Raw genomic sequence first — 13,228 nt, forward strand, 5'->3', positions numbered from 1 at the left:
AAATGATTGAATTTAAAAATGTGAGCAAAGAATATGAGCAAGGATTAGCGCTAAATAATCTAAATCTTAATATTGATGAGGGTGAATTATTTGTCTTAGTGGGCCCTTCTGGGAGTGGGAAAACCACGTTATTAAAAATGATTAATGGTTTAAATACTCCAACCACAGGTGAGATTCGAATCGCTGATGAAGACATAAAAAATAGTAATATTCGTCAGTTACGGCATAACATCGGGTATGTATTACAAGCAGGAGCTTTGTTTCCTAATATGACGGTGGAACAGAATGCATCGATTCAATTGGACTTACTTGGTTGGAATGAAACTCGTAAACACGACCGAATATGTGAATTGATGGTCCGCGTTGGCCTGGATCCTGAAACTTTTTTGTCGCGGATGCCAAGTGAATTATCAGGTGGAGAAGCACAACGGGTGGGAATTGTGCGGGCATTAGCTGGACAACCCAACGTGGTGTTAATGGATGAACCCTTTAGCGCCCTTGATCCAATTTCGCGAGCGCAACTACAGGAATTAGTCTTTGAATTACATCGCGAAATCGAAACGACTTTCGTGTTTGTGACTCATGATATGCAAGAAGCTTTGAAATTGGCTGATCGATTAGCCGTCCTTTATCAAGGCGAATTGCAGCAAGTTGGTAATCCCCAAGATATTTTGTCCCATCCTGCAAACCAATTCGTGAAAGACTTTTTTGATAACGATACCTCAGTAGAAATCTTTTTACAGCAAGTAATCGATGCAGGCTTTGGCGTGCAACAAACTGACGAAACGGCAATTCCGATGGGTGATGACCAAACTATCTTCGATTGGTCACGAGAAATTCATGATCGTCCAAATCAACTCATCGTCGTTGATCAGATTATTTTGCAACCAGAAGATTTAGTTAATTACATGGCTACTTTGAGAGTAGGTGTAATTAGATGATTGAATATTTACAAAAAAATAGCGGCGAAATCATTGCTGCACTGGGCCAGCATATTTATATCTCTGCGATTGCTGCAATTATTGCGATTATCATCGCCGTGCCATTAGCAATTATTATGATTGACCATCCCAAAGGTGGGGAATTTGTTTCACAAGTCGCAGGGGTGATTCAAACAATTCCGAGTTTAGCAATTTTAGGGTTATTAATTCCATTCGTGGGAATTGGGACCTTACCAGCAATTATTGCACTAGTCTTGTATGCTATTATGCCCATTTTTCAAAATAGCTACTCGGGATTGACTAATATTGATCCAATTTTAATTGAAGCAGCCGATGCGTTTGGTGTGTCAAAACGATTCAAATTATTCCGAGTGCAATTACCTTTAGCATTACCGATGATTGTGTCCGGCATTCGAATTGCGGTCGTATTGATTATTGGGACAACCACCTTAGCAGCCTTGATTGGCGGTGGTGGTTTAGGGACCTATATTTTAGTCGGTATCCAAACCAATAATGATAATGCATTAGTCGTGGGTGCAGTCTTATCAGCGATTTTAGCTCTACTCGCTAATGGGCTTATCAAATTGTTGGGCAAGGTTTCATTAAAAAGGATTGTTATCGGAGTCGCAACCTTATTGATTTTATTTGGTGGTTACACAGTGGGCAGCAAGTTAATCGCCCAACGTACTCAGACGATTACCATTGCGGGGAAAATGGGTGGTGAGCCCGAAGTACTGATTAATATGTACAAAGATTTAATTGAAGAAGACAATCCTAATGTCAAAGTTCAGTTGAAATCAAACTTCGGTGGCACTAGTTTCCTATTTAAAGCCTTAAAAAGTGGCAAAATTGATATCTATCCTGAATTTACCGGGACAGTCATGCAATCACTTGTCAAAACTTCGGATAGCGTCAGTCACAATCCTCAAAAATCCTATCAAGAAGCAAAACAGTTATTGAAACAACAATTCGATATGACTTATTTGAAGCCAATGAAGTATGAAAATGATTATGCACTGGCCATCCGAACAGCCGATGCAAAGAAGTACAATTTAAAAACGCTCAGTGATTTACAAAAATTATCGTCTAATTTTAACGCCGCGTTTGATCCCGACTTTTATCAACAGGCAGACGGCTATCCCGGTTTAAAAATGACGTATGGGATTGAATTTGCCTCAGTTAAAACAATGGAACCTTCATTAAGATACGAAGCGTTAGCGGATAATAAAATTGATGTGACTGATGCGTATACTACTGATCCACAATTAAGACAGTACGCATTGACAACCCTCAAAGACGATCAATCTTTCTTCCCACCATATCAAGGTGCGCCGTTAATGAAAGCTAGTTTTGCCAAGAAAAATCCTAAAGTTGTCAAAAGTTTGAATAAGTTAGCCGGCAAAATCACCACTAAAGACATGCAAGAAATGAATTATCAAGTTTCGGTTAAACATCGAAAAGCCTCTATTGTTGCCAAAGAATATTTACTCAAGCATAATTTGATTGAAAAATAATTAGGAGGTAGCCAGATGAAAGCAATTGTTGTGCGGCATCCAGGTGGTCCGGAAGTTTTGGAATACACGGATGTTCCGACACCTACAGTGAAGCCCGGGTGGTCATTAATCAAAGTTAAAGGTTTTGGCATTAATCACTCGGAAATATTTACTCGGCAAGGTCAATCGCCAGATGTCCAATTTCCGCGAATTTTGGGGATTGAAGTAGTCGGTGAAGTTGCAGAATCTACGGATGATAACTTACGAGTAGGTCAAAAAGTGATTTTCATTATGGGAGAAATGGGTCGAGCATTTGATGGCGGCTATGCGGAATATGTTTTATTACCCAATCATCAAATTTATCCGGTGCAAACAACTCTAGATTGGCCCATCTTGGCTGCGATTCCAGAAACGTATTACACTGCATTTGGTATTTTCAGGAGTTTACAAGTTCGTCCCAATGAACGAGTACTAATTCGTGGTGCAAGTAGTGGTGTGGGCATTGCGGTGATGCGGTTAATCAAATCAATTGATTACGACGTACAAATCGTTGGAACCACCAGATCGGAAGCTAAAGTTCAATTGTTACAAGAGGTTGGTTTTAATGAGGTAATCGTGACTGGTAATGATTTACCGGCAAATATAGGGGAATTCGATAAAATTGTTGATTTAATTGGTCCACTAACATTACGGGACTCTTTAAAACATCTAGTGGAGTTTGGCATCGTTAGTTCAACTTGCCAGTTGGGTGGCCAATGGACGTTAGATGAATTTGACCCAATTACCGATATTCCAAACAATCGTTACTTAACTGGCTTTTATTCTGGGGATGTTAGTCAGTATAAGATTCAGCAAATGTTGGACTTTATTCAATTACATCCACTTAATTTATCGCCCGACAAAGTATTTACCCTTTCAGAAATCAGTCAAGCACATAAATATTTAGAAAATAGCCAAAATTTAGGAAAAATAGTTGTCATGTTATAAAATGAACAAGTCTGTTTATAGTTTATAGGCCGGCTTTTTGTATACAATTAATTGAAAAGTTGTTGATATATGTCAACTTTTATCAATTGAAAAGAAATAAATCGGAAGAACTATGGATATTTCCTTTAAATTCGCTGAACAAAAGAGTATATTATGTATTGTAAGGGTATTCATTTTTATTATGCAATTATTAACACGTTTTTTTAAAGGAGGAGGTACATTATGGATATTGTGACATTAGCAAGATTTCAATTTGCGATGACAACAATTTTTCACTTCTTCTTCGTGCCATTCACCATTGGGACCGGATTTGCTGTAGCAGTGATGGAAACGATGTATGTGCGTTCGAAGAATGAGTTATATAAGAAAATGGCAAAATTCTGGGGGAACATTTTCCTACTAAGCTTTGCGGTTGGGGTAGTTACCGGTATTATTCAAGAATTCCAATTTGGGATGAACTGGTCTGATTATTCAAGATTCGTTGGTGATATCTTCGGTGCTCCATTGGCCATTGAAGCATTACTCGCATTCTTTATGGAATCAACGTTCTTGGGACTTTGGATTTTCACCTGGGATCGTATGAAACCAAAAGTTCATGTTATTTTTATTTGGTTAACAGCTTTTGCTTCAATCTTGTCAGCATTTTGGATTTTGGCAGCCAACAGTTTCATGCAACACCCAGTTGGTTACACATTGAAAAATGGTCGTGCCGAAATGAATGATTTTGGAGCATTACTATCAAATCATCAAGTATGGTATGAATTTTCACATGTTATCGCTGGCGCAATTACGATGGGCGGTATCATTATCGCGGGTCTGTCTGCTTTCCAACTTCTTAAAAAGAGTCAAAAAGCAAAGGACTTTTTCAGAAAATCACTTCGTCTTGGCTTAGTTATTTCATTGGTAGGATCAGTTGCAGTCATAACTGCAGGTGATTTACAAATGAAAGACTTGGTTACGCAACAACCAATGAAGTTTGCAGCTACTGAAGGTAATTACAAGGATACAGGTGATCCAGCTGCTTGGACTCTAATCGCTTGGGCAAATGAAAAGGACCATACTCAAGCTTTTGGCGTGGATATTCCTTACATGTTAAGTATTTTGGCTTATAACAAGCCTTCTGGATCAATCAAAGGTATGAACACGGTTAATAAAGAATTAACGGTGAAATATGGGAATAAGAATTATTATCCATCGGTTAATACTTTGTTCTATAGTTTCCGTGTTATGGCTGCATTTGGCGCTTTGATGTTCCTTGTCTCAGCATTGGGACTATTCTTCACGAGGAAGAAGAAACCAAGCTTATATGAACATAAATGGATGTTGTGGATTATTGGATTAACCACGTTTACACCATTTATGGCCAATACAGCTGGATGGTTAATTACCGAATTAGGACGCTTCCCATGGACAGTTTATGGATTATTCACGATGAAACAAAGTGTGTCACCAAACGTTTCAGTTACTTCGTTGTTTATCTCTAATACAGTCTACTTCTTGTTATTTGCAGGCTTGGCTAGCGTGATGGTTTACTTAGTAATTCGTGAATTACACAAGGGACCTGATTATGAAGAAAAGAAATTAGAAACTGAAGCTAAAATTAATTCGGATCCTTTTGATAAGGAGGCGTTTAGCTAATGAGTGGATTACAACTATTATGGTTCATCTTAATCGGATTATTGTTCTCTGGATATTTCTTCCTGGAAGGTTTTGATTACGGTGTCGGAATGTCTGTTCAAACTTTAGCTCATGATGAACACGAAAAAGATCAAATTATCGAAACAATTGGACCAATTTGGGATGGAAATGAAGTTTGGCTACTAACAGCAGGTGGTGCAATTTTTGCATCGTTCCCTTATTGGTATGCCTCAATGTTTAGTGGATATTATCTCATCTTGTTTATTATCTTAGTTGGGTTGATTATCCGTGGGGTATCGTTTGAATTTAGAAGCAAAATGCCAGGAAATAAAAAGAAGGTTTGGAACTGGACACTTGCCATCGGTAGTTTCATTGTGCCATTCTTCTTTGGAATCCTATTTATCAGTATGATTCAAGGTATGCCTTTGGATGCTGCTGGTAACATGAAGGCAGGTTTCACGGACTACATTAATCTTTACTCTGTTGTCGGTGGGGTTGCTTTAACTCTTCTTTGCTACTTGCATGGATTAAATTATTTAACCCTTAAGACGCTTGGACCAGTTCGTGATCGTGCGCGTAACTACGCTGAACTGTTCTATTGGGTACTATACGTTGGATTAGTTGTATTCGCTGTTTTGATGTATTTCCAAACAGACTTCTTCACACTACATCCAATTACAACCTTGTCACTCTTAGTAGTAATCGTTGCATTGTCAGTGATTGCTAACGTAGCGGTTGCTAAACGTAAAGAAATGTTAGCCTTTCTTGCCAGTGGCTTAACCATGATTGCATTAGTTAGCCTATTGTTCTCTGGTTTATTCCCACGTGTAATGGTTAGCTCACTTACGCATAAGAACGACTTGTTAATTGTTAATGCATCATCAAGTCCATACACGCTACACATTATGACCATCCTGGCATTTACCATTTTGCCATTTGTGTTAGCATATACAGCATGGACGTATTATGTCTTTAGAAAACGGATTAAACATCCTAAGTTTGATGTCGAGGGAGAGGTTGTCAATGCTGGATAAGCGTTTACTGAACCTTCCTGGAATTAAAAAAATAATGATTTTGCTTGCAGGCTTAGCGGTTTTGCAAGCATTATTTATTATCAGCCAAGCAATTAGTTTATCGTTGGCAATTACAGGTTTGTGGTCAGGAAAAAATTTATCAGAAATCACACGTTGGATGCTTACGTTTGCGATTGCATTTCTCGGACGTCAGTTGATTGAATTGGCCCGAGATCGAATGCTCGACAAATTTGCGTATTCAAGTGCACAGAAAATTAGAACTACATTATTAAATAAAATCTTCAAGCTTGGCCCAGAAGTTGTTCAACAATTCGGGACGGGTAATATTACCACCATGACCCTGGATGGAATCGATCAGGTCGAAAATTACATCAAATTGATTCTATCAAAAGTAATGAATATGATGCTGATACCTTGGTTCATTTTGGCCACAATCTATGTTTTTGATTGGGAATCTGGTGTGGTTTTAACATTAGTATTCCCATTAATCATCATTTTTATGATTATTTTAGGTTATGCGGCTAAAAGTAAAGCTGATAATCAATATGCTAAATTTACAATGCTATCAAATCATTTTATTGATTCACTGCGTGGCATTTCAGTATTAAAATACTTTGGTCTGAGCAAAAAGTACGCTGATAGTATTTATACAACAAGTGAACAGTTCAGGAAAGCAACGATGTCGACAATTAGAGTAGCTATTTTATCAACATTTGCCTTGGATTTCTTTACAACGTTATCTATTGCGGTTGTGGCGGTATTACTTGGACTGCGATTGATTAATGAACAAATCCTACTGTTCCCAGCTTTATCAATTTTGATTTTAACTCCAGAATATTTCCAACCAGTTCGTAATTTTTCGAGTGATTACCACGCTACCTTGGATGGTAAGAATGCCATGACGGCCATTTATCAAATTATTGATAACCCGGGAAATATTAGTGAACCAGTTAAAATTGACAATTGGAATGCAAATTCGCAGTTATCAATTAATCAGCTAGATTTTAACTACCAAGATTCACTTGGGGTTAAAAATGTGCAATTAAATCTCTCCGGTTACCAAAAAGTTGGCATCATTGGGATGAGTGGGTCCGGGAAAACGACTTTAATCAACTTATTAAGTGGTTTCTTTAGTCCTGAATCGTCAGATATCCAAATTGATAAAGCAAAAATTGACTCGTTTAGTCAGGCGGATTGGCAAAAGCAACTGATTTACATGCCACAAACACCGTATGTTTTTCATAAGACGATTCGCGAAAACGTGGCGTTTTATCATCCAACCGCTAGTGAAGATGATGTCAAACAAGCAATCGATGCCGTCGGGTTAACTGAGTTTGTTGAGGAACTACCAGATCATTTAGATACCGTCTTGGGAGAAGGCTCGCGCGCACTTAGTGGTGGTCAGGCACAACGGATTGCCTTAGCACGAGCACTCATTGATTCTGGACGCAAAATTATGTTGTTTGATGAACCAACCGCACATTTAGACATTGAAACTGAAATTGATTTAAAAGAAAAAATGTTACCAATGATGAATCAACGATTAGTCTTCTTTGCGACCCACCGGCTTCACTGGATGAAGGATATGGATTATATCTTAGTGATGAAACATGGCGAATTAGTTGAACAAGGGACCTTTGAACAATTACAAACCAATAATGGACCTTTTGTGGAACTAACGAATGCGATGATGGGAGGTGAAGCTGATGTTTAAAAACGATACTTGGGTAAAACCATATTTAAAGCAATATAAAAGATCGCTAATTTTAGCTATTTTTCTGGGAATTATCGCAGTTGCCTGCGAAGTTGGTTTGATGTTTAACTCGGGCTATTTGATTAGTAAATCAGCTTCCTTGCCCATTAATATCCTATTAGTGTATGTGCCAATCGTTTTAACAAGAACTTTCGGGATTGGTCGACCAGTATTCCGATATTTGGAACGTCTTGTGAGTCATAACTGGGTTTTGAAAATGACTTCCAACTTACGTCGTCGTTTATATGTAGCCCTAGAACCACAAGCGGTTTTCTTTAATCAAAAGTACCGTACTGGTGACGTTCTCGGTTTATTGTCGGAAGATATTAATCATATTCAGAATTTATATTTACGTGTTATTTTCCCCACCATAATTGGTTGGACGTTGTATGTGGTGGTTGTCATTTTAACTGGATTTTTCTCAATCTTTTTTGGCCTTTCAATGTTGGTCTTGTTTGGCTTTGTAGTTTTTGCAATACCAATGTGGTCGGTAGCTGCAAATGGTGCCCGTCATGCGAAAGCGAAGGTAATGAGAAATAATCTGTACGGCAACTTAACGGATAACGTGTTAGGAATTTCTGATTGGATTTTTAGTCAACGTGGTCATGACTATGTTGAATTACACGAAAAATCAGAAGCAGAATTACATGAAGTGCGTGATCGATTACTCAGATTCAAAAGGTATCGCGATTTGATTGTTCAGGTAGTCTTTGGAACAATTGTGATTGTGACGCTCTTCTGGACGGGAAATAGTTTTCAAGGTGTTCACGGGTCAGGAATGACTAACTGGATTGCAGCTTTTGTTTTGGGGATTTTTCCATTAATTAACAGCTTTGAACCACTATCGCAAGCTGCTGAGGAAAGTTCAACCTACCAAGACTCAATTCATCGTTTTAATGAATTACCTGATGAGACAGAAAAGGCAACTGCCATTGAAAGCCTCACAGGCCCACTGACAATTGCAATTGATCATCTTGATTTTAGTTATGACAACAGTTCAAAACAAATTTTAAAAGATTTGAATATCCAAATTGCGCCAGGTGAAAAAATTGCGATTTTGGGTAAGAGTGGCTCAGGTAAAAGTACATTAACTCATTTATTGCATGGTGATTTGGAACCCACAAATGGTCAGGTCACGATTAATGACATCAAAACTAATGTCTTGAACGATGACATTGATCGGTACATTGGGGTTATTAATCAGGCTCCATACTTATTTAATACCACAATTGCGAATAACTTACGTATTGGGGACGAAGCTGCCAGCGATGATAAATTATGGGATGTCTTGGACCGAGTTGGTCTGAAAGAAATGATTCAAAAATTACCAAATGGACTGGGGACGTTAGTCGATGAAGCTGGCTTGAGATTTTCTGGTGGGGAACGACATCGGTTATCCTTAGCCAGAATTTTGTTAAAAGATGTCCCAATCATTATCCTTGATGAACCAACAGTTGGCTTGGATCCAATTACGGAACAAGGCTTAATTAATACTTTCTTTAACCAATTGGAAGGTAAGACTGTGATTTGGGTGACTCATCATTTACAAGGTGTTGATAGCATGGATAAAGTCATCTTCATTGAAGATGGCCAAATCGAAATGCAAGGGACACCAACAGAACTGAATCAAACTAATCAACGATTCAGGGAGTTAAAGGCAATTGATGCTGGTTTTTAGAATTTTCGGGTTAACATCTTTTTAATTGCTTTGTTCAGAACCATTTTAGCTTTGCTAGTTGGCAAAGAAGCGATTAATTTTTCGGCTTGGTTGGTATATGACTCTGCATATTGAATAGCTTTCTCAATACCCCCGAGTTGGGTCACATCGGCTACGATGTTTTCAACATCACCAGTAGTTAATTGATGATTTTTGTCCAACAGTGCTTTAAATTTTGAAGAATCTTTTTTCAAGGCTAAGAGTAGTGGCAGTGTGTAGACACCTTCAGCTAAATCCTCCAAAATTGGCTTTTTAAGCGTTTTTTGGTCGGAAGTGTAGTCTAAGATGTCATCATTGATTTGAAAGGCGATACCAATGTTTTTTCCGATTTCAGCAGCTGTTTCAACGATTGACTCGGTAGCACCACCAAAGTAAGCACCTTCCAAGCAAGCTAACCGGAATAATTCGGCGGTTTTACCGGTGACGGTTTCCAAATAAGTTTCGATGAGATTGTTGGGATTGAAACGATTAGCTTTTTGAATCAATTCACCCATCAAGATTTGTTCCATGGCATCAGCATTAATTTTCATGAAATCAGTGCCATTCATAGTTTCGTTGATGAATTGGAAAAATTTAGTAAACAGTAAATCGCCGGCGTATACAGCAACGTCTTTACCTAATTTGGCTTGGACGCTAGCTACACCGCGACGCAATGGTGAGTCATCAATGATATCATCATGAATCAAAGTGGCCATATGTAGGATTTCAATTGAAGCTGCAATTTTGATTTGCTTATCGCTGTTCTTAGGTTCTGGACCAAATTCATTGAACAACAAAAAGATGGCTGGTCGTAACATTTTGCCGCCAGCGGTTAACATATCCGTCAAAGCTTGTTCAACTTCAGAATTATTTTTATTTACAGATTTAAGTAGTAGATTGCGAACTTGTTCAGTTCCGTTTTCAACTATTGGATAATTAAAACAACTATCAGACATTTTTGTTGCTCCTCCACGAGTTCTTATAAAGCTATCTTACCGTAGTTGAGTGATGTTTGACTAGTAACAATAATTGAGGAGTGTAAAATTTGTCGTTAGCAGTATTTTTAGAATTAGTAGAAATTAAAGCTAAAACCGCTAGCGTGTTGCCATTTTTGATTGGCATCTGCTTTAGCTGGTATAACTATCACGCCTTGAACCTGGGCTATGTCATACTATTTTTCATCGCGATGTTTATTTTTAACATGGCAGTGGATATTTTGGATAATCTTAACGACTATCATCACGCCGTTGATGAACTGGAATATAAGCGCAAGACTAATATCATCGGGCGCGAACACTTATCGGTGAAACTAGTATTTAGCATAATGATCACGATGGTAATAATTTCTGCCCTGATTGGAGTTGTTCTTGCTTGGCTAACCGGGTGGACATTACTTATAATGGGGTTATGGTGTTACTTAGTTGGCGTATTCTATTCATCGGGTCCGCATCCTTTCTCTAGCATGCCGTTAGGTGAGTTACTATCAGGGGTGACGATGGGCTTTATGATTATATTAATTAGTATTTATCTCAATACTTTTGAGGTGATTACTTGGAATGTGGCGACTATTGCAAAAATTGCGTTGATTGCATTACCAACATCTGCCTGGATTGCAAATTTGATGTTAGCAAATAACATTTCAGATTTAGATGAAGATGAAAGTAATCTTCGTTATACGTTGCCACACTATTTAGGGAAAAAACGAGCTGTAAATCTATTTGTGCTCTTAAATGTGATTGCCTTTATAGCAATTATTGGCGCGGTAGTAGTTAAGATTGCTCCCTGGACAATGCTGATTACGTTGGTTGTTGTTCCAATTGTAGTCAAGCAAACTCGTATTTTTATGAAAAAGCAGGTCAAAAAGGAAACTTTTGTGACTGCGATTAGAATTTTAGCAATTGGCTCATTTGCACAAGTTGTCAGTTATGCAGTTGGATTATTTTTATAAGGAGTGGAAAAAATGACAGAAGTTGTAATTTTAGGTGCCGGATATGCAGGGCTTCGAACTTTAGGAGCCTTACAAAAAAGTAAGGAAGATATTCATGTGACTTTAGTGGATCGAAATGAATATCACTATGAAGCTGCAGATTTACATGAAGTAGCGGCTGGAACTCAAGAACGTGAACGAATCTTGTTTAATATTAGCGATGTTGTTGACCCTGACAAGACGACTTTTATTCAAGGCACCGTGGTCAATATTGATCGCGAACAAAAGACGGTTAAAGTCACCAATCAACCAGAACTGCGTTACGATTATTTAGTTGTGGCGTTAGGATTTGTTTCTGAATCGTTTGGGATTCCTGGTGTGGATGAAAATGCCTTATCAATGGTCGATGTTGATCAAGCCGTTGGTATCCGTGAACATTTAGAAAAACAAATGAATGAATATACCAGGACGCAAGATGAAGAATATTTAAAAATCATCGTGTGTGGAATGGGCTTCACTGGCTTTGAGTTGGTCGGTGCTTTAGTTGAAGCTAGACCTCAATTAGCTAAGTTGGCTGGGGTGAGCGCAGACAAAATTAAGATTGCCAGCGTGGAAGCTTCCACTAGATTATTACCAATGTTTCCTGAAAAATTGGCAGACTATGGTAGCAAGCACTTAGCTGATTGGGGAGTAGAAATGCTCACCGGTAAACGCATCCTCGAAATTAAACCTGATACAGTGGTTTATCAAAATGGGGATGATGAAAATGACCGTGGCGAAGTGACTGCCAAGACCATTATTTGGACAACCGGTGTTCGTGGTAGCAAAGTTATGACCGATGCTGGTTTTTCAGAAAAACGTGGCCGCGTGATGGTTAACAAAGATCTGACGGATCCTGATTACGACAACGTCTTCATCGTGGGAGATGTGGCAGCAGCGATGGACGAAGATTCAGGTCGCCCATATCCAACTACGGCGCAAATTTCCTTAGTGATGGGACACTTAGCCGCTGAAAATATCATCCATAAGGTTAACAACGAAGCAACGAAAGAATTTACCTTTAAGTCTTTAGGAACGGTTGCTTCAATTGGTAACACGCATGCCTTTGGATTGGTTGGTAAAACTGCCGTTAAAGGCTATGCCGCATCCGTTGCCAAAAAGGGTATCATGGACAAATCATTGTTGGAAACTGGTGGGATGAAAGAAGTTCTATCCAAAGGTCGTTTTGACTTTTACCACTAGGATAATGAGCAAACCGTCTTCTGCATGGTTTGAAAATAGTTTATTTAAATAAAAAAATTCTCAATTCATAACTTGAATTGAGAATTTTTTTGCCTAGATACCTGGAATCGGCTCGATTAGTAAAGCATTGCCTTGAGTGTCAAAATATGACACGTTCTTGGCTATTAAATCACTTCGCCAATAAAGAACACCAGCTTGACCAGCAAGCTCACAGAAACGTTCAAAATCAAATTTTCCGGCTTGTGCACCTTGGACGGCTAGCTTGATCTTTGTAGAATCACCCAGTGCCTCGACAGACTTGGGGACTGCGTTCACTTGCAGGTCAATGCTGCTATCTGAATCATAATAGCGATAAAGCCCGTCAGCCACTAGGTAATCGTATTTTTCAACGCCTAATGCCTGAAAGTCTTTCATCAATTTAGCGAATCCGCCAGCATCTTTTTCCGATAAGACGGCTGCTTCAATATCTTGATAATTTAATGACATGTCAGATCACTCCTTAATGTTCCATGTGGAA

General features: G+C 38.6%; 11 protein-coding genes. 9 read left to right on the forward strand and 2 right to left on the reverse strand.

Going from position 1 to position 13,228, the window contains the following annotated elements; genetic code table 11:
• Window positions 1-2: 2 nt before the first annotated feature.
• The 7 genes from F0161_RS00415 to cydC all read left to right on the forward strand — a co-directional run bounded on the left by F0161_RS00415 (window position 3) and on the right by cydC (window position 9,524).
• The gene (locus F0161_RS00415; protein WP_150203058.1) at window positions 3-941 is read left to right on the forward strand and encodes an ATP-binding cassette domain-containing protein; all 939 of its coding nucleotides are present in this window, start codon (window positions 3-5) and stop codon (window positions 939-941) included.
• A complete protein-coding gene (locus tag F0161_RS00420) occupies window positions 938-2,455 on the forward strand; it encodes an ABC transporter permease/substrate-binding protein (RefSeq protein WP_137601789.1) in 1,518 nt (505 codons plus the stop codon). Before F0161_RS00415 ends, F0161_RS00420 begins: the two co-directional genes overlap by 4 nt.
• Before the next feature lie 15 nt (window positions 2,456-2,470).
• Window positions 2,471-3,421, forward strand: a complete 951-nt coding sequence (locus F0161_RS00425; protein ID WP_150203060.1) for an alcohol dehydrogenase catalytic domain-containing protein — start codon at window positions 2,471-2,473, stop codon at window positions 3,419-3,421.
• A 219-nt stretch (window positions 3,422-3,640) separates the two neighbouring features.
• Complete coding sequence (locus F0161_RS00430) at window positions 3,641-5,059, forward strand: cytochrome ubiquinol oxidase subunit I (RefSeq protein WP_150203062.1); 1,419 nt, start codon at window positions 3,641-3,643, stop codon at window positions 5,057-5,059.
• Entirely contained in the window at window positions 5,059-6,093 is a 1,035-nt protein-coding gene (gene cydB / locus F0161_RS00435; RefSeq protein WP_150203064.1) for a cytochrome d ubiquinol oxidase subunit II, read from the forward strand. The genes F0161_RS00430 and cydB overlap by 1 nt, the downstream gene beginning before the upstream one ends.
• Complete coding sequence (gene cydD, locus F0161_RS00440; RefSeq protein ID WP_150203066.1) at window positions 6,083-7,807, forward strand: thiol reductant ABC exporter subunit CydD; 1,725 nt, start codon at window positions 6,083-6,085, stop codon at window positions 7,805-7,807. The genes cydB and cydD overlap by 11 nt, the downstream gene beginning before the upstream one ends.
• Entirely contained in the window at window positions 7,800-9,524 is a 1,725-nt protein-coding gene (gene cydC, locus F0161_RS00445) for a thiol reductant ABC exporter subunit CydC (RefSeq protein WP_150203068.1), read from the forward strand. Before cydD ends, cydC begins: the two co-directional genes overlap by 8 nt.
• Here the strand turns inward: cydC and F0161_RS00450 are convergent.
• Window positions 9,521-10,498 (reverse strand): polyprenyl synthetase family protein, encoded by a 978-nt coding sequence (locus F0161_RS00450; RefSeq protein ID WP_150203070.1) that lies wholly within the window; start codon window positions 10,496-10,498, stop codon window positions 9,521-9,523. The two genes, cydC and F0161_RS00450, sit on opposite strands and share 4 nt — an antisense overlap.
• 89 nt (window positions 10,499-10,587) lie before the next feature.
• Here F0161_RS00450 and F0161_RS00455 point away from each other — a divergent pair, with 89 nt between their 5' ends.
• Window positions 10,588-11,490, forward strand: coding sequence for a prenyltransferase (locus tag F0161_RS00455; protein ID WP_150203072.1), 903 nt, complete (start codon window positions 10,588-10,590; stop codon window positions 11,488-11,490).
• A 12-nt stretch (window positions 11,491-11,502) separates the two neighbouring features.
• Complete coding sequence (locus tag F0161_RS00460) at window positions 11,503-12,711, forward strand: NAD(P)/FAD-dependent oxidoreductase (protein WP_137601796.1); 1,209 nt, start codon at window positions 11,503-11,505, stop codon at window positions 12,709-12,711.
• A gap of 93 nt (window positions 12,712-12,804) precedes the next feature.
• On the opposite strand, the gene F0161_RS00465 is transcribed toward F0161_RS00460, so the two are convergent.
• Entirely contained in the window at window positions 12,805-13,197 is a 393-nt protein-coding gene (locus F0161_RS00465) for a DUF1398 family protein (RefSeq protein WP_150203074.1), read from the reverse strand.
• Window positions 13,198-13,228: the final 31 nt, after the last annotated feature.

The sequence above is a fragment of the Paucilactobacillus nenjiangensis genome (genome assembly GCF_008632615.1).
Lineage (GTDB): Bacteria > Bacillota > Bacilli > Lactobacillales > Lactobacillaceae > Paucilactobacillus > Paucilactobacillus nenjiangensis.